The following is a 19,453-nucleotide window of genomic DNA, read 5'->3' on the forward strand; positions in this document are numbered from 1 at the left end:
AAGCAATTGTAGCTTAAAACATCAAGCCTGCATATTACCGCACATCAGTTTGACCTATTTTTCTGTCAGGATTCACTTTTGATAACTAATTAATAATTGTATTTTGCGCAAAAATTAATAGTATTGAAAAATAAAACCCTTTTAATCATAGGCTTGGTTTGGCCGGAACCGGGATCTTCAGCCGCCGGGACAAGGATGCTACAGCTTATCGGGTTGTTCCTCAAACAAGGCTATACCATTGTTTTTGCTTCCGCAGCGCAGGAAAGCGATTTTTCTTCCGATCTGGAAACAATGGGAGTTTCTTCCCTTTCCATCGAATTGAATTCCGGCAGTTTCGATACCGCCATACAAAAACTCAACCCTGAAATTGTTTTATTTGACCGTTTTGTCACCGAAGAACAGTTTGGCTGGCGGGTGTATGAAAATTGCCCCAATGCCTTACGAATCCTGGATACCGAAGATTTGCATTGCCTGCGTTTGGCAAGGCAGGACGCCATAAAGAAAGGCATTGATTTCCAGCTTTCGGACCTGCTTTCAGAACCTGTGGCCAAAAGGGAAATAGCCAGTATCCTGCGGTGCGATTTATCCTTGATCATTTCAGAATTTGAGATGCAGGTTCTGGCAACTGTCTTTAAGGTCGATATAAGCGCGTTGCATTACCTTCCGTTGTTTTACGATCCTTTGGAAGAAAGCAGCCTGCCTCTTTGTAAGGAAAGAAAAGATTTTGTTTTCATAGGCAATTTCCTCCATGCCCCGAATTGGGATGCCGTAAAACAGCTCAAGGAGAAAATATGGCCGCAAATCAGGAAGCAATTACCTGAAGTATCCTTGCATATTTACGGGGCCTATCCTTCACAAAAAGCATTGGAGCTCCATAACGAAAAAGAACATTTCCTGGTGCACGGAAGAGCCGCCACTGCCGCAGAAGTAATCTGTAAATCCAGGGTTTTGCTGGCACCGTTGCGCTTTGGTGCCGGTTTGAAAGGGAAACTGCTCGAAGCCATGCAATGGGGCACTCCAAGTATAACGACCACTATCGGTTCGGAAGGGATTGCGGAAACTGCCCTTTGGAACGGGTTTGTAACAGATGATTTTGAAGCATTTGCCACAAAGGCAGTCCAATTGTACCAGGAGGAAATGCTTTGGCACCAATCGCAGGGAAAAGGATTTGAAACACTCCAAAAACGGTTCAACATCCATTCATTTGAAGAAGTATTCGAGTACCGGATACGTTTTATCCTATCCGACATTGCAGCCCACAGGAAACAGCATTTTTTAGGAGCGCTTTTGTGGCACCATACTGTTTTGAGCACAAAATATATGTCACGATGGATTGAGGAAAAGAATAAATAAGTGAATTTTTTAAAAAAATATTGTAATGATAATTTTATAACATAAATTTTGCTAATTTTATTAATAACTCGTCATGACACAGCGAAAAAGGTTTCTTAATAAATTTATTGATGTTTAAAAAATACTTTTTTCTTCTTTTAACCACGGTTAGTTTTCAATTATCAGCGCAGGTATATGATTTTCAGTGTATAAATCAGGATGACGGCCTGCCTTCATCTAGCATCAATGCTGTTTTTCAGGATAGCCGCAATTACCTTTGGATTGGTACCGAAGGCGGCGGATTGGTAAAATACGACGGGATCAATTACGAAGTATTTGACAGGAATAAGGGTTTGTCAGGGGAATTCATCACCGATATCACCGAAGACATAAACAACAATATCATCATCGGGACCCGTTACGGAGGCGTCCATGTGTATGACGGCCAGTTTTTCAGCAGAAGATTTAGCCGTAAGACCAAAGCACTTACGAATGATTTAGTTTATAAAGTATTAAAAACCGATCAAGGAATCATCGTAGTGGCCCAAAATGAGGTCATCAGGATCGATTCTAACTACCGCAGCACTACCATAGTGCGTTTCGCACAAAACCAGGAGCCGGTAAATTCCATCATCGAAGTAAGCCCTGGACAGTATCTTTTAGGCACATCAAACGGCCTTTTACTAATTGACAAATCAAAACTGTCTCCCTTTTATACCGATAAGATTTCCGGAAAGACAACGGTTTGCAAGGATCATAACAACAAGATCTACATCGGCACCGATAAAGGCCTGATGTTTACTTTTAAGGACAACAAACTCTCCGGCCCTGATTATATTGTAAGCCGTACGGGCAAGCCATATGCCATTAAGAATATTTTTGTGGGCAGGAGCGGCAATATCTGGTTCAGCAGTTATGATGACCAGGGGATATGCATGAATGCCAGATCGTATTTTTCCTATTTTGACAAAAGCAATGGTTTTGCGGGAGAAAACGTAAACGGTTTTTACCAGGACGGCAACAGGAATCTATATGTTACCACTGACGGCACAGGTTTGTTTAAATCGGGCGCGCAGCAGTTTATCTCGTATTCGAATGTGGAATACCTGAACCGGTCGGATATTTTTTCGGTACTGATAAACAAAGACAAAATATATGTTTCTTCCCGGCAAAAGGAAGTGGCCCAATTGCTTTTCGACCAGGAAAACCCTATTCGTCTCCTTCGCAAATTCCCGATCAAAAAGGCTACGGCCAGTATTGTAAATAAGGAAGGCAAAGTGGTTTTCGGTTCTGACAAAGGCCTGGCCATCATTGATGGAAGCACACTTGCTAATATTAACCTGCAGGCTTTCATAGACAATGGAGAACTGAATATCAAGAGCCTCTACCAGGATGACAAGTCAAGGTATTTTATCGGCACATTTGGAAACGGATTACTTATCGTAGACAAAAATTACAAACTGATCCAGAAATTCAATAAGGAGGACTTGCCTTTTTTTAGCAATTACATTTCGGTTATCCTTCCGGTCGCACCCAACAAATGGTATATAGGCACCAATATGGGTTTGTACCTGCTTAAAGAAGAAAAAAACAAGTTCTTTTTATCTAAAAAAATCATAGGTACCAATATCGAACTGGGCACACGGGACAGTTTCGGGAATTACTGGTTCGCAGGCGATAGGCGGATGAACGTGATCGTAAAGCATAAGATCAGAAGGAATTATACTGAAAAATCCGGGCTTTTATCGACTCTTTTTTATACGCTCATCGCTAATGAAGAAGGAGATTTGCTTATCGGGTCGAATTTAGGTGTGGCCAAGGCCAAAATAACGGCCCAGGGGAAAATACTGAATATCATCAATTATAATTCAAAAAACGGTTTCAGCGGTTTGGAAACCAATATGCGGGCGCAGTTTATGGATCATGAAGGCAGTATTTATTTTGCCACGATCAAAGGAATTTACCAATCGATACCCCATTACAGGATTGAAGAGAAGGTTGTCCCTAAAATCCAGATCATCAGCATTAATTTATTTAACGAAACCAATTCCTGGAATAAAAATGGCACCAACCACTGGATCAACCTGCCTGAAGAGAACCATGTCTTTAAAAATAATGAAAACCACCTGGTATTCAATTACCTGACCATCAATAATAAAATTACCAAGAATGCTTTGTATTCGTATAAATTGGAAGGTATCGAAAAATCAACCTGGTCCAGGCCCACGGCACAAAGGGAAATCAATTACTCCAATTTGAGTTTTGGGAAATACACCTTCAGGGTCCATGTGGTCAATAACCTGGGCATTCCAATGAGCGAGGAAGCTGCCTATTCGTTCAGTATAGAAAAACCGTTTTACCTGTATTGGTGGTTTATCCTGACTGCGCTTGGGATTATCGCTGCTATCCTGACCATCATTTTCAATAAAATCTCAAAATACAACAAAGATTTTGTCAAGAATTATTCGGAGAATGAATCTACAAACGAACAGTTCGGGCTGTATTTCCTGTTTTTAGGCATCACAGTCCCGCTGATTGATTTTATTATTGAGATAACAAATGTCAGGGAAACCGATACCTTAAAATTCAACCTGATTACGGGCCTGGTACTTATTTCGGTTTACCTGTTGAGCAGGAAATACAAATTTGTATACAATAACCTGAAATTCCTTTTTTCGCTTTTCCTTCTGATTTATACCATTGAAACAGTAAGGAAAATGGTAAGTTATCCGGAAAGCATCGCTTCTTATTTTGACTTCCTGATTATTTTTTTCCTGTCGTATAATATTTTCAAATCCATACGGATGTATTGGTTTTTTGTGTTTATGACCTTTGGGCTTGTGATCATATTGTATACGACCAATGGGATTTCGAGGGAAATTATGGTGGCTTACCTGTATTGCATTTTCATTATCGCCATTCTGAACCATATCCGTTATGTTGTCAATTTAAATGAAAACGACAAATTCCTTTTTGCCGATAATATCATCAACAAAGGCACTTCTTTGGTATTGGCAGTGAATAAAAAAGGTGAAATCGTGTATTGCAGTGAGACCATCAGCCAGATTTTGGGTTATGAGCCCGGAGAAGTAAAAGGGTTTAATTATTGGAATTTAACCGAAGATTCCGAATTCAGCCCTAAAAAATATGACATTAATCAAGGTTTGTATATCCGGAAATTAAAATGCAAAAACGGAAGCTACAAATTCATCCAGTGGAAAGATTCCAAATATTCCGATGACCTGTTTGTGGGTATCGGGCAGGATGTAACCGAACAGGTCGAAGTCCAGAACCAATACAAAAAACTGATCGAATCCGCATCGGACATGATTTACGAAGCGGACCTTAAAGGGAAATTTACCTATATCAACAATTTTACGGTCAAACTGCTGGGCTATTCCAGGGAAGAAACCATCGGCAAGCATTTTACGGCGTATATCAAAAAAGAATATATAGACGAAGTTGTCGATTTTTACCGAAGCGTGCCGCTGGAAGCCGAAGACATTCCCTATATAGAATTCCCGATCCTTAAAAAAGACGGGCAGGAGCTGTGGGTTTCCCAAAAAGTGACACTTTCCAGGAATACCGAAGGCAAAGTGATTGGGTATGCCGCTATTGCCAGGGATATTACCATCCTTAAGAACATTGAGATCGAGCACAATTTGCGCCAGGCGAAAAACGAAGCTTACAACAAAACCATTAACCAGCTGGTAACCAAACGGTACACTCATGCCGATTCTTTCCATACGATTGTAAACCAGATTTTGAAAGCCGCTGCGGAAGGATCCAATATCAGCCGGATCAGCATCTGGAATTATTCGGAAGATAATATCCATTGCGTGAGCATGTACAAGCTTGATGAAGATGAATTCACCAACAATTTCACCATCTATAAATCTGAAAAACCCATTTATTTTGAAGGGCTGGAAAATGATAAGATTATCATTGCTTCGGATGTTTACGAAAACCATTATACACAGGAATTCACAAAAGATTATTTCCCGAACAACAACATCAGGTCAATGCTTGATGTCCCTATTATTGCCAGTGGGGAAATGGTTTCCCTGTTGTGTTTTGAAACCGTAAGGGAAATGCGCAATTGGGACAATGACGACATAAATTTCGCGCGTTCGGTCTCCGATGTGATTTCTTTGACTATCGAATCCCAGAAACGCCTTGAAACGGAACAGCACCTGGCTTTCAAAACTGAAATATTATCGGCCATTGCCACGTCCACCAAAAAACTATTGCGAAGCAACAATATTCAGGAATTGTTCTCGGATGTGTTTTCCATTATTGGAAAAGCGACCAAGATCGACAGGATTTATTATTTCGAACACAATGCGGCCGCCAAAACCTTAAGCCAGAAAAACGAATGGGTCAACGATAATATAACACCGCAAATTGACAACCAGGAACTCCAGAATATGACCTACGAAGCCTGCGACGTATTTTTGGAGCAATTGCTGGAAAACAAATTTTTCAAGGCAGTCATAGACGATATCAAAAACCCGGTCATCAAAAAAAGATGGGTGGACCAGGACATTCTATCGATCCTTATTTTCCCTATTTTCGTTAAAAACCAGTTTTACGGATCTATTGGTTTTGATGATTGTACCAAAGGAAGGAACTGGACTGAAGATGAGGTTGGCGTACTGAAAATCCTCGCCAATAATATCGCTTCTGCCATAGAAAGGCTCGAAAACGAAACCTTGCTCCAGGAAAGTGAGCAGCGTTTCAGGCTGTTGGCCAATAATATCCCAGGAACCGTTTTCCTTTCCGAATACGATGACAAATGGACAAAAGTGTACTTGAATGATGAGATTGAAAAACTGACCGGTTACCCTAAAACCGATTTCCTTGATAAAAAAGTTTCCCTCATAGACCTGGTCCACCCGCTAGATAAAGAAAACCTTATCAATTACACCAATTCGGCGATCCTTAAAAAAGAAGCCTACCATGTCGTGTACCGATTATTACGGAAAGATGATGTGTACATTTGGGTGGAAGAATTTGGCGATGCCATCATCAAGGAAGGCAAAGTGGCTTATATTGAAGGTATTTTGGTCGATATCACGGAGAAAAAAGCCATTGATTCGGAAATCAAAGCCCGTGAATTGGCGGAAGCCTCCAGTAAAGCAAAATCAGAATTTTTGGCCAATATGAGCCATGAGATCAGGACTCCTTTGAATGCCATCATTGGTTTCTCAAACCTGCTCAAAGAAACAAAACTGGAGGAAAACCAGGCAGAATACATCTCAACGGTCAACCAATCGGCAAGTATTTTGCTGGAAGTGGTAAACGATATCCTGGATTTCTCCAAAATCGAAACCGGGAAATTCGATCTCGATTATCAAAAAACCAACCTTCACGAATTAGCAGACCAGGTAATTGACATTATCCGTTTTGATTCGGAACAAAGGAACCTTTCCTTAAACCTTTTTATTGATGAAAACGTTCCTAAATATGTTTCAATCGATGCCCTGCGGATCAAACAGATTTTACTGAACTTATTATCAAACGCGGTAAAATTTACCAATAAAGGAAAAGTTGAATTGCATATTGAACTCGAATCGCTGACCAAAACCAATGCAAGACTCAAAATTTCGGTTATAGACACCGGAATAGGTATCAAAAAAGAAAACCAGAAGAAAATTTTCGAGCCTTTCTCACAAGAAGACAATTCCACCACCCGGAAATATGGAGGAACGGGGCTTGGGCTTGCCATTTCAAGCAATATCCTCAAACTGATGAAAAGCAGGCTGGAGCTTGCCAGTGATGTCAGAAAAGGAAGTACTTTTTATTTTACCCTCGATTTGGTTTACTTTAAGGAAGAAGAACCACTTTCAGCCGTTGATATCAACCAGATCGATGTTGATTTTGAAGATGTACACCAGCAAAGCAAAGAAAACGAAATCTTCCAGCAACCTAAAAAAATATTAGTAATCGAAGACAATAAGATCAACATGCTGCTGGCCAAAACGCTGATCAAAAAAATCTTCCCCAATGCAGTAGTTTATGAAGCCAAGGACGGGAAAGTAGGAGTGGAGCAATGCAAGGCAACCCATCCGGACATCATCCTGTTGGACATCCAGATGCCAATTCTTAACGGTTATGAGACCGCTCAGGAAATCCGTAAATTCGATCCCGACGTCCCGATAATTGCCCTAACGGCAGGAACCATCAAAGGAGAAAGGGAAAAATGCATGGAATCGGGAATGAATGATTACATATCAAAACCCATTATTAGGGATTTATTTGAAAATGTGCTGTTAAAATGGCTGCAATAAAACCTAAAAATTATATTTGTATAACGCTAAACAATAAAAATTATGAAATGGCAAGGAAGACGCGAAAGCGGTAACGTCGAAGACAGAAGAGGTATGTCCTCCGGAGGAAAAGTAGTTGCCGGAGGCGGGATAATAGGAATTATTATTCTGTTAGTGAATATTTTTGGCGGTGAAAATGCCCAGATGCTCACCCCGGTACTGGAGCAGATGAACCAGCAGCCGGCCACCGAACAAACCCAGCAACGCCCGCTATCCGAAGAAGAAGAGTTAATTGGAAAATTCGTTAAAGTCAATTTTGGAATGATGGAAGACACCTGGTCCAAGATTTTCGCCGAAAACAATATCGATTACCGCAATCCTAAAATGGTCTTGTTTACAGACGCAGTTGAAACCGCCTGCGGAAGTGCGACGGCAGCTTCCGGCCCGTTTTATTGTCCCGGCGACGAAAAAGTATATATGGATATGGCTTTTTTCGAAGAACTCCGCACCCGTTTTGGCGCCAAAGGAGGTGATTTTGCCATCGCTTACGTCATGGCACACGAATTTGGGCACCATTTACAGACCGTTTTGGGAACCTCCGGCAAAGTGCGCCAGCTGCAGCAAAAAGTAGGAGAGGCAGAAGGCAATAAATTATCGGTGGCTTTGGAGCTCCAGGCTGATTTTTATGCAGGAGTCTGGGCGAGCCACAACAAAGATGTGCTCGAAGAGGGCGACATCGACGAAGCTTTAAGTGCTGCAGAAGCCGTTGGCGATGATGCCATCCAAAGTAAAATGCAAGGCCATGTCGTACCGGAAACCTTTACCCACGGTACTTCCGAACAGCGTAAACATTGGTTTATGAAAGGCTACACATCCGGCGATATCCGCCAGGGTGACACCTTTGCCGAGCTGGATAATTAGGAGCTATTCCTGCTGTCCATTGCAAGAAAACAACCTGAAAACATCATTTTATCATAACAAAAGGAGCTTCCGTCCGGTCGCTCTTTTTTTATGTAAAATGGTCCATGTTTTCAGGCCGTTTTGCTTTCCATTCCCATCAGGGCTAGGGGAAAAGCTTAAAATACAGTATATTTTATCCCAGCCAGCCTTCCCTGTCCAGGCTTCTGTATTGTATTGCCTCCGAAATATGGGACGCATTTACTTTATCCGTTCCCTCCAGGTCTGCAATGGTCCTGGAAACCCTTAAAATCCTGTCGTACGCCCGTGCGGAAAGGTTCAGGCGTTCCATAGCCGTTTTCAATAACTGCAATGAAGCTTCATCGAGGGCGCAATGTTCCCGGATTTGTTTGCTGCTCATCTGGGCATTGTAATGAATGCTTTCAAACCGTTCAAACCGCTGCGATTGCACTTCCCGGGCTTTGGTCACCCGCTTGCGGATTTGTGCACTACTTTCACCATTCCGGGTATCGGTGAGTTTTTCAAAAGGAACAGGAGTTACCTCAATATGAATGTCGATCCTGTCCAGCAATGGCCCGGAAATCTTGCTCAAATAGCGTTGCATTTCAGCTGGGGAAGAACTTACCGGTGCATCAGGGTCATTAAAATAACCGCCCGGGCTCGGGTTCATACTCGCAACAAGCATAAAAGAAGAAGGATAGGTAATGGTAAATTTCGCCCTTGAAATGGTAACTTCCCGGTCTTCCAGAGGTTGCCGCATGACCTCAAGCACTTCGCGCTTAAATTCCGGAAGTTCATCCAAAAACAGGACACCATTGTGTGCCAAAGAAATCTCTCCCGGTTGCGGGTAGCTTCCGCCACCTACAAGCGCGGCAGATGATGCATTGTGGTGCGGGCTCCTGAAAGGCCTTTGGTTCATCAGCCCGACATCTTTCACCTTACCGGCCACACTGTGTATCTTTGTGGTTTCCAATGCTTCTTTTAAGGTCATTGGCGGTAAAATACTCGGCAAACGTTTGGCCAACATAGTCTTCCCGGAACCCGGAGGCCCTATCAGAATAACGTTGTGCCCGCCTGCTGCTGCAATTTCCATACAGCGTTTGATGGATTCCTGTCCGCGGACTTCGGCAAAATCGAATTCGGGAAAATCGAGGGTTTTGTAAAATTCTTCCCGGGTATTGATTACAGTAGGTTTCAAGGTTCCTGTCCCTTCAAAAAAACGAATGACTTCCAATACATTTTCTGCACCATATACGTCCAGGCCGGCAACTATGGCCGCTTCTTTGACATTTCCTTTAGGAAGGAAAAAACCTTTATAACCTTCTTCTTTGGCTTTGATGGCAATGGGTAAAGCACCTTTTATCGGCTGCAGGCCGCCATCCAGCGAAAGCTCACCCATGATAATATACTTTCCGATCTCCTCCGATTGTATCTGCCCGGTTGCAGCCAAAATTCCTACGGCAAGCGTCAGGTCATAAGCGGAACCTTCTTTCCTTAGGTCGGCGGGCGCCATATTGATGGTGATTTTCTTTCCCGGGAGCTGGTACCCGTTATTTTTTAAGGCAGCGGCAATGCGGTAACTGCTTTCCTTAATGGCGTTGTCGGGCAGTCCTACCAGGTGGTAGCCAATTCCCTTATCGATATTAACCTTCTACGGTTATGGTTGTGGCGTCTACACCGAAAACGGCGCTTCCAAATACTTTCGTTAACATGGCGTATAAATTTGTAAGGCAAATATTATAATTTTTTTCTCTAAAATAAAAAAAGAAGGCATTTTTTACACCAAACGGATTAAAATTAAATTACAAAGATTTGCGCTGGCATTCAAAAAAACGATTTTTTACAATTACAATGATTTTATCATGAGCAACTTTGCAGTGTAATTTTAACATAAGAGCAATGAAAAAAATAATTCTAAAACCGATAATGATTTTGACGGTATTAAGTTTTGTGGTTACCTGTAATACAACTCATTATGTAACAAATAAAAATCAAGAAAAAATGTTTACAACAGAACAAATCAAAGAGAAACTTTCAAAAGTGGAAACCGGTGCAGATTTTCCTGCTTTGGCTACTGGCCTGAAAAATATCGGAGTAACTTATTATGAAACCAAAATGGAAGATGGCAGTAGTATTTTCCATGGTAAAAACGGATACGAACTGCCTACCGTGCCAAATTATGAGCCCATACTAATTGCTGATACGGTAAATTTAGAACAGCTGAAGATTGATATTGCAAACCATCAACAGGGAAAATCCGATTATTTTCAGATAAGCCGCCAAAGCGCAGATAACGGAGTTGAAAAATGGGCAGTATGTTTGGTATCTATGACCTGTACTTACATTGACAAGGCAGGAAAGAATGTTTGGGTGGAACACATTCCTCAATAAAACTATTTTTAGGATTGGTTTCATTTTATCTAAAAAAAGACTAAATCTGATGATTTAGTCTTTTTTGATAAATGATCTATTTGCCGTCATTAATATATTCCAGAATATCACCCGGCTGACAGTCTAAAGCTCTACAGATAGCTTCTAAAGTGCTGAAACGTACGGCTTTTGCTTTGCCTGTTTTCAGGATGGAAAGGTTGGATAATGTCAAATCGACTTTTTCCGAAAGTTCGTTTAATGACATTTTCCGTTTTGCCATCATCACATCGAGATTTACGATAATTGCCATAATTTAGACGGTTAGATCGTTTTCGTTTTGAAGATCGACTCCTTTTTTAAAAATAGTCGCAATAATATAGATTACAGCGCCCATTAAAATAAATGCCTGACTGTCTGCCCAAAATTGGTTCAAGTTGTCGGGAACAAAACCGTGATGCATTAAATTTTTAACGATCTCTCTGGCAATGTAACTCAATAGTCCAATGGAAAGCGTGTAATAACTCATCTGTGAAATTTGCCTCGCAACGAAAGTACTGAACGGTTTTGACAAATCCATTTTGTGCATTAGCCTGATAAGGGTGTAAAATAAGCAGGATTTTAAAATTGAAATGGTTAGGATGAAGCTATAGACACCGAAAAAAACGAAGCTACTGTCGTTATACATTTCAGATAAGTCTAACTTTTGATAAAGATTCGGGACAAATTCAGGCCTATACAGGCTGAAAAAGAAATTTACGATTAAGCCTCCTGCTTCAATGCACAAGCCGACAAAAATAAGCCAGGCTACAACATATAAGCCCCAAAATACGAAGTTGTTTGTTTTTGACATCATTGTTTAAATTAAAGTTGATGCGTCAAATGTAATCAATATTTATTGATAAACAATAAAATTTAGTTTTTTTTCAAAAAATATTTAGTGATAAATGAAGACAAGTAAAATACCGGCGGTTATTTTTATTGGAATTGTAAGGTAAATAGGATTCTTTCGTTTGTTTTTTTTGGGATCGGAAATAGCTGAAACTCCTTTTAATTACTGAGTTTTTCGTGTTTTTAGGAGCAGCGAGAGCTTTCATTTTTTTAGATAATCCAATTAATCTTCCTACATTTATAGGTAATCTCACTAACGTTCCCAGCATCATGAATTTATTGTCAACTATAGAAGAGAAAATCAGGCTCAACATTTTAAAAAGCTATGATATTCTGGACACAGATCCCGAAAGTGATTATGATAATATTACTTTTTTGGCTTCAAGAATCTGCAATACCCCTATTTCTACGATTACATTTATTGACCAGGACAGGCAATGGTTCAAATCTAAAGTGGGTTTTGAGCATAACGAAAGCCCCAGGGAGGTTTCTTTTTGCGCTTTAGCCATCCAAAGAACCTCTAGGACAGTTGTCATTCCTAATATTAAAGAAGATAAGGAGTTTAATATTATGAGCGTTTTAAACGGATTCGAAAAGGGCGGATTTTATGCCAGTGTAGCCCTAAGGGACCCTGATGGATATGATTTGGGCACTTTATGTGTAATTGACCATACGCCAAGGGAAATGACAGGCGATCAGTTGAAATCACTCGAAATCCTTGCCGATCAGGTGTGCAAATTACTTGAATTGCGTAAAAAAAATGTAAAACTCCTGGAAAAAAACGAATTGTTGAACCTGAAATACTCTGAATTAGAACATTTTGCCAATGTGGTTTCGCATGACATCAAATCGCCTTTAAACAATATTATTTCCCTGGTATCGCTTTTTGAGGAATATGCAGAAGGGAAATTCAATGAAGAAGGAAGGGAATACCTGGACTGCATAACGGCTTCGTCTTATCGGTTAAGGGATTATGTAGACGGTTTGCTGGAGTATTACCGGAGCGATACGGTAAATGTATTGCACAAAGAAGATATTTCCATAAACGAAGTGCTCAACAAGATCATCTGTGTGCTTGATCCAAAGCGGGAATATCATTTTATCCTTCCCGCAACGCCTGTAACGATCCGTTCGGTTAAGCCTGCCATTGAGCAAATCCTTTTGAACCTGATCAGTAATGCAATCAAATACAATGATAAAAAACCGGTCGTTATTGAAATAAAGTGCGAAGAATCGGAAAACGGAATCATGATTTCCGTAAAAGACAACGGTATCGGTATTGAAAAAAAAGACCTGGATGTTATTTTTTCATTCTTTACCACTTTAAAAAGAAAAGACCGTTTTGGCCATTACGGAACCGGGATAGGGCTGGCCACGGTGGAGAAAATCGTTCGAAAAATCAATGGGAAAATAAATGTGAATTCCATTCCAAACGAAGGGAGCGAGTTTACTATCATCCTTGATATATAAACCCGCTCCTTTATTTTCTGTACTGCAATCGTATTATTTCCCGAATTTCGAAATCCCGCTTTCCAGCCAGGCTTTGTACTCGTCTGCATCCGGCGTATAGCCTACAGGAGTATTCAGGTCTTTGCCTTCTGCATCGAGGATGATATAATAGGGCTGGGCATTGATGTTGTATCTCGAAATCTGGAAATCGCTCCATTTCTTGCCAATGGTAGTAATTTCCTTGCCGGTTGCTTTAGAAACATATTGTTCACCTGCAGGCAAATCCCGTTTGTCATCTCCATATAATGAAATCAGGACAACCTGGTCTTTTAAAATAGCGGCAATTTCTGTTGTGGACCAAACTTTTTCTTCCATTTTACGGCAATTGGCACAGGCATATCCTGTAAAATCCAGCAGGACAGGTTTGTTTACTTTTTTGGCATACGCCAATCCTTGCTCATAATCGTTAAAAGCAATCAGGCCGTTCGGACCAATATGTGCGTGCTCAGGAAGATCAGTTGTAAGGGCTGCAGTATTGGAATTATTGGTATATCCTACACCGTAAGGGCTTTCGCTATAGGTCATTGGCGGTGTAAATCCGCTTAATATCTTTAGCGGAGCTCCCCACATTCCCGGAACCAGGTAAAAGGTAAAAGCGGTAACAAATAAGGCAATAAACAAGCGGCCAACAGATATATTGGTAACCGGACTGTCGTGCGGTAAGGAAATTTTCCCGAACAGGTAAACGGCCCAGGCTCCAAAAACGGCAATCCAGATGGCCAGGAATACTTCACGTTCCAATAAATGCATCTGTAATACTAAATCTGCGTTGGACAGGAATTTGAAAGCGAATGCCAATTCCAGGAATCCTAAAGAAACTTTTACGGTATTGAGCCAGCCTCCTGATTTCGGTAAGGAATTCATCCACCCTGGGAACATCGCGAAAAGCATAAAAGGAAGGGCAATAGCCGATGAGAATCCCAGCATTCCTATAATAGGCCCGATACCACCAAATTTGGAAGATTCGGCTATCAAAGTCCCTACGATAGGACCGGTGCATGAAAAAGATACGATGGCTAATGCCAAAGCCATAAACAAAATCCCTATAAAACCGCCCCTGTCAGCTTGTTTGTCTACCTTATTTGCCCAGGAATTAGGCAATACAATCTCGAAAGCCCCCAAAAAGGAAGCCGCAAAAAAGAGCAGTAGTACAAAAAAGATAATGTTGAACCAAACGTTGGTCGATAAGGCGTTTAACGAATCGATACCGAAAATAGCCGAGACAATCAGGCCCAGTGCTACATAAATAATAATGATCGAAATCCCGTAAAAAATAGAATTCCGGATCCCGGCAGCCTTGGTTTTGCTTTGTTTGGTAAAAAAACTAACAGTCATCGGTATCATAGGAAATACGCAAGGGGTTAGCAAGGCAGCGAAACCGCCTAAAAAAGCCAGGACGAAAATCGTTAGCAAGCCTTTTTTCTCTTCTTTTTTACCGTCCGGTTTTCCGGTATTCGTATCGGTTTTTACCGTTTCTTTGGTAGCGGAAGTATCCGGAACCGTAATAACAGCTGCAGCCGTATCGATTTTAGTATCGGTAGGAGTGGCAACATCAGTCATTTTTACAGCAGCCATTATAGGCAATTTGATGTCAAAAGTTTTGTCTTGCTGAATACAGGATTGTTTGCAAACCTGGTATTCCACATATACCTGCGCTGATTTTGCATTGGGATTGGTCACTTTAATGACCTGGCGGAACTGCGCCTTATTTTCAAACAGGTATTCGTCTACCTCAAAAACATCGCTGTATACTTTTTTATACGGGCTTTCCGTCGTTTTGCCTATCAGGTCGTAGTTGCCTTTTGCGTTTTTGAATTTGAAAACCATTGGCAATGAACCTCCATCGGGCGTAAATTGCGAGTACATATGCCATTCGGGCTCTATGACAGCATCAAAAACCAAAACAACTTCGGTATCTGATTTCTTCTCTATGGAAGTTTTCCATTTAACCGGATCTAAAATTTGTGATTGGGCACTTAAAAAAGTGAAAAAAAGTAGGATTAGGGCATTGATTTTCTTCATTACTGTAATGCTAGTTGTATAATATTTTGTGTTGTTTCTGTTGCTGCAAACCGTTTGTCCGGACGTTTCCCGATAACCCAGGCTATCTGTCCTCCAGAACATAAAAGCCAGGTATTCTCTTTATCTATCAACGACATCTTCTCGTCCTTGAAATACTTGCTCAATTTTTTCTTCCCGTTCATTCCCAACGGATAAAAATAATCACCTTCCTGCCATTTTCTGATGGTTAGCGGAAATTCAAGCGTATCTTCGTCAACAAATATAATTGTATTTTTAAAAGTAGAAATGTCCGGTACTTTACAAATAGCAATTTTTAAGGGAACTTTAACGACATTTTCTAACGAATCAATATAATAAACAGGGTTTTCCTGATTTTTTATTTCTTCCAAAATCAAAAAATCACGGTCTTTGAGCAAGCGGTATTTTTCAGAAAAAACCTGTTTGCCGGATTGCGAGCGGACCAAGGCATAAATATCTTCCCAAGCCGAAAACCCATATTCCCGGAGCCATTGGTATAAATAGGAATTGTAATTGGGCAACCGTTTGAGTTTCTTTAAATCGAAGCGGATGGTGTCTTTTTCTTCTGATGCTACCTGCTGGTAAATTAGGATCGCTGCATCTTCAGCCATGACCTGGGCCTGCTGGAGATAGTCTTGCGTTTTTTGGAAACCTGCCGAAAAATTGGCATTAAGCTCTTTGAATACCGGAACCAGGTGATGCCTGATTTTATTGCGTAGGTAATGATCGGAAGCATTGCTGGAATCTTCCCGCCATAAAATATCGTTTTGATGGGCGTATTCTTCAATTTCGAGGCGGTTGAAAATCAAAAAAGGGCGTATGATTTGTTCGTTCTGCTCCGGAATCCCTGTCAGGCCTTCAATCCCGGTTCCCCTGGTCAGGTTGATCAGGAAAGTTTCCAGGTTGTCATCGGCATGGTGGGCGGTGAGCAAATAATCGAATCCCTCCGTTTCCAAAAGCTCATAAAACCAGTTGTAACGCAGTTCCCTGGCGGCTACCTGGGTTGATAATTTATAATCTTCTGCAAAGGATTTGGTATCGAAAAGAGTCGTGTATACAGGAATGTTGTGGGTATTGCCATAATCCTCTACAAATTTCTGGTCGCCGAAACTTTCCAATCCCCTAAGCTGGAAATTGCAATGGGCCAGCGCAATCTCAAAGCCCAATGTGCGAAAGGTTTCGGCCATGACCATGCTGTCGATGCCACTGCTTACCGCCAAAAGGAGCTTCTTTCCATTTAAAAAACGGAATCTGGCATTAAGGTGTTCCTGCAGTTTTTGAAGCATAAAGCAAAAATTATGGGCTATGGTAACCAACAACGAATGTACTGTTTTTTCCGCTTATATGAATGGAACCGCTTTCTTTTCCACAAAGAACATCTTGTTTGTGATATTTTTAAAAATGTTTTTTTGTAACGGTAATATAGCGTGGTTGACCACGTCTGGAACGTCAAATACCACGTCACCTAACGTGGTCAACCACGTCCCGGACGTCAAATACCACGTTGCATAACGTCAAACACCACGTCCGGAACGTCAAATACCACGTCGGGTAACGTGGTCAACCACGTCAGGAACGTCAAACACCACGTTGTATAACGTCAAACACCACGTCACCTAACGTGGTCAATGAGGTTATGGCTTTTTAGTTAAAATGAATGGAAACGGATGTTTCAGCTTAATACTTCCCGCATTGCTTTGGCCTTGAGCAGGCATTCCTCGTATTCGTTTTCCGGGATGGCGGCTGCTGTAATGGCGCTTCCCACCGAAAAGGAAAGGTATTTTGCTTGAGCATTGTATAAAATGCTCCTAATGACGACATTAAAGTCAAAATCACCTTCAGGGGTAAAGTATCCCACCGCGCCGCTGTACAACCCGCGTTTGGTCTCTTCGAGTGCTTCAATTATTTTTAGTGCCGAAACCTTGGGAGCGCCCGTCATGCTTCCCATAGGGAAAGTAGTCCGGATAATTTCGACTGGGGAAACCGTATGCGGTACTTCCGAAACTACAGTAGAAATCATCTGGTGCACCTGTTTGAAAGTGTAAATACCGCACAATTCCTCTACATGTACCGAACCTTTGGTGGCCGTGTGGGACAAATCATTGCGGACCAGGTCAACGATCATGATGTTTTCAGAACGTTCTTTCGGGTTTTGGGAAAGATCGGTTTTTGCTTTTTCATCCCATGATCCTTCCGGGAAACGCTTGGCTGTCCCTTTGATGGGCTGTGTGATTATCTTCGTCGCTTCCTTACGTAAATAACGTTCCGGTGAGGCGCAGAGGAGGTAATCGGTATTGTTTTTGAAATAGGCCGCAAACGGTGTTTGTGAGATGGCATTCAGTTTTTGATATATTTCCAAAGGATTGATCTGGGCATTTTGGGCAAAGAATTCCATGCAGAAATTCGCTTCATAAATATCTCCCCGATGGATGTGCGCCAGCATTTCTGTTATCTTACCGATGTATTTTTCTTTCGAAATCCGTTGCTCAATGTGTACCGCAGCATCGTTTTTAGTTATTTCTGCTACTATTTGGCCTATTTCGTCAAAATCACTTTCCCACTGGTCATCGCACATGTTCAGGTAGCAAATTTCCAATTGATTGCCTTTGAGCAAGAATATTTTTTTGGGCTGGAAGAAAAACAAATCCGGAAAAAACAACCCGTCGGCATTTTCCGAACGTAAGTCTTCGGTATCGTTTTTCAGGTCATAGGACAAATAGCCAAAAAGCCAGTCCCGCGATTGTGACTGGTATTGTTTTAAATCGTCAAAAGCGTTGTGATAGTCTGTTTTTATTGAGGTGAAAGCATCTACAGCCAATACGGCATCGTAACTTCTGTAATGTTCGGGATACTGGTTGCTGTCTAAAAAAACAACTTCACGGAACTGTTGTGACCAGAGCAGGAGTTGCTTTTTGAGCAAAATCGGATCGGGTATGTTTTTAAAAATGGATGTTCTCAAAGCGGGTTTCGGATAAAAAACAAAATTACAATAATATTATTCCTTCCGCCTATAATTTTTGGCACAGTTTTTAGTACAGGTTAAAAGAATTCGTTTAACATAAAAACCTACCGATTATGGATTGAAAACTACCTAATTATAATCCAACCTTAGTATTAATTAAAACCTGAATTTTTTTATGAAAACGATTCCAAAAGCCGGCCTGGTGCTCTTGCTTGCCGCCACCGCAATTTCCTGTAAAGAACAATCCAAAACAGAAGATGCTTTTTCCGACCAAAGCAGCCCAGCCATGGAAGAAGCCGTTGAAGCCCAGTCAAATGCCAAGGATAAGGCCATTTCTTCTTCGGCGGCAGTCCAGCCCAAAAATTCCAACAGGAAATTTGTCCGTACCGCGGATATCAAATTCCGGGTAGACAATGTGCCCCAATCAACGTATGCCATTGAGAATGCAACGGTTAAATTTGGCGGATTTGTGACTTATACCAACCTGCAAAGCACCATTTCCAGTAAGGATGAAACCAAAGTGAGCCAGGACAGTACGCTGGAAACCACAAGATATACCGTAGAAAACAATATTACCATCCGGGTGCCCAACACCAAATTGGATACGGTCATTAAAACCATCGCTAAACAGATAGATTTCCTGGACTACCGCGTGATAAAAGCTGATGATGTGTCATTGCAGATGCTGGCGAATCAAATGGCGCAAAACCGGAGCAACCGTTCTGAAAAACGCCTGGAAAATGCTATTGATACCAAAGGCAAAAAATTAAATACCATTGTGGATGCCGAAAATAACCTCGACGCTAAAAAAGAACAACACGATGCCAGCAAACTGGAAAACCTTTCCTTGCAGGACCAGGTGAATTTCAGTACGTTGACATTGCAGTTGTACCAAAGGGAAGGCATCAAGCAGGAAATGGTTGCTAATGAGAAAAGCATCAATGCTTATCGCCCGCATATCGGTTTACAAATCATGGACAGCTTAAAAACCGGATGGTTCATGCTGGAAGCTGTTATTGCTTTTGTTGTGCAGCTTTGGGGTTTGGCTTTGATAGGAATCTTGGCCTGGTTCGGGTATAGGAAATTCGGGAAAAAATAAAAAAAGAAGGTAAAATAAAAACCCGTTTCGTTCTTAAAACGGGACGGGTTTTTTTATAGTTCGATT

General features: G+C 41.3%; 11 protein-coding genes and 1 pseudogene. 6 read left to right on the top strand and 6 right to left on the bottom strand.

Annotated elements, in window-relative coordinates; translation table 11 throughout:
* Positions 1-123: 123 nt before the first annotated feature.
* From E4635_RS00535 to ypfJ, 3 genes are all read left to right on the top strand, one after another.
* The gene (locus E4635_RS00535; protein ID WP_135524663.1) at positions 124-1,353 is read left to right on the top strand and encodes a glycosyltransferase; all 1,230 of its coding nucleotides are present in this window, start codon (positions 124-126) and stop codon (positions 1,351-1,353) included.
* 110 nt (positions 1,354-1,463) lie between these two features.
* On the top strand, positions 1,464-7,622 hold the full coding sequence (locus E4635_RS00540; protein WP_135524664.1) for a PAS domain S-box protein: 6,159 nt from the start codon (positions 1,464-1,466) through the stop codon (positions 7,620-7,622).
* A 42-nt stretch (positions 7,623-7,664) separates the two neighbouring features.
* Entirely contained in the window at positions 7,665-8,522 is an 858-nt protein-coding gene (gene ypfJ / locus E4635_RS00545) for a KPN_02809 family neutral zinc metallopeptidase (RefSeq protein ID WP_135524665.1), read from the top strand.
* 172 nt (positions 8,523-8,694) lie between these two features.
* Here the strand turns inward: ypfJ and E4635_RS00550 are convergent.
* Positions 8,695-10,231: pseudogene (locus tag E4635_RS00550) on the bottom strand (YifB family Mg chelatase-like AAA ATPase).
* A gap of 289 nt (positions 10,232-10,520) precedes the next feature.
* Here E4635_RS00550 and E4635_RS00555 point away from each other — a divergent pair.
* Positions 10,521-10,910 carry a DUF1398 domain-containing protein gene (locus E4635_RS00555; protein WP_169630172.1) on the top strand — a complete coding sequence of 130 codons (390 nt, stop codon included), beginning with the start codon at positions 10,521-10,523 and terminating at the stop codon, positions 10,908-10,910.
* 76 nt (positions 10,911-10,986) lie between these two features.
* Here E4635_RS00555 and E4635_RS00560 read toward each other — a convergent pair whose 3' ends face one another.
* Both E4635_RS00560 and E4635_RS00565 read right to left on the bottom strand, forming a co-directional pair.
* The gene (locus tag E4635_RS00560) at positions 10,987-11,199 is read right to left on the bottom strand and encodes a helix-turn-helix domain-containing protein (RefSeq protein ID WP_135524667.1); all 213 of its coding nucleotides are present in this window, start codon (positions 11,197-11,199) and stop codon (positions 10,987-10,989) included.
* Between the two features lie 3 nt (positions 11,200-11,202).
* Positions 11,203-11,742 carry a DUF2975 domain-containing protein gene (locus E4635_RS00565; protein WP_246020619.1) on the bottom strand — a complete coding sequence of 180 codons (540 nt, stop codon included), beginning with the start codon at positions 11,740-11,742 and terminating at the stop codon, positions 11,203-11,205.
* A 305-nt stretch (positions 11,743-12,047) separates the two neighbouring features.
* Between E4635_RS00565 and E4635_RS00570 the strand changes: the two genes are divergently transcribed.
* The gene (locus E4635_RS00570; protein WP_135524668.1) at positions 12,048-13,247 is read left to right on the top strand and encodes a GAF domain-containing sensor histidine kinase; all 1,200 of its coding nucleotides are present in this window, start codon (positions 12,048-12,050) and stop codon (positions 13,245-13,247) included.
* A 33-nt stretch (positions 13,248-13,280) separates the two neighbouring features.
* On the opposite strand, the gene E4635_RS00575 is transcribed toward E4635_RS00570, so the two are convergent.
* From E4635_RS00575 to E4635_RS00585, 3 genes are all read right to left on the bottom strand, one after another.
* Positions 13,281-15,308: a protein-disulfide reductase DsbD family protein gene (locus E4635_RS00575; protein ID WP_135524669.1), complete on the bottom strand. Its 2,028-nt coding sequence runs from the start codon at positions 15,306-15,308 to the stop codon at positions 13,281-13,283.
* On the bottom strand, positions 15,308-16,612 hold the full coding sequence (gene tilS / locus E4635_RS00580) for a tRNA lysidine(34) synthetase TilS (RefSeq protein WP_135524670.1): 1,305 nt from the start codon (positions 16,610-16,612) through the stop codon (positions 15,308-15,310). Before tilS ends, E4635_RS00575 begins: the two co-directional genes overlap by 1 nt.
* A 386-nt stretch (positions 16,613-16,998) precedes the next feature.
* Positions 16,999-18,285, bottom strand: a complete 1,287-nt coding sequence (locus E4635_RS00585) for an anthranilate synthase component I family protein (RefSeq protein WP_135524671.1) — start codon at positions 18,283-18,285, stop codon at positions 16,999-17,001.
* A gap of 178 nt (positions 18,286-18,463) precedes the next feature.
* Between E4635_RS00585 and E4635_RS00590 the strand changes: the two genes are divergently transcribed.
* Entirely contained in the window at positions 18,464-19,387 is a 924-nt protein-coding gene (locus E4635_RS00590; RefSeq protein ID WP_135524672.1) for a DUF4349 domain-containing protein, read from the top strand.
* The last annotated feature ends 66 nt before the right edge of the window (positions 19,388-19,453 follow it).

Origin of the sequence: Flavobacterium humi (assembly GCF_004745595.1) — a bacterium.
Classification (GTDB): Bacteria; Bacteroidota; Bacteroidia; order Flavobacteriales; family Flavobacteriaceae; genus Flavobacterium; species Flavobacterium humi.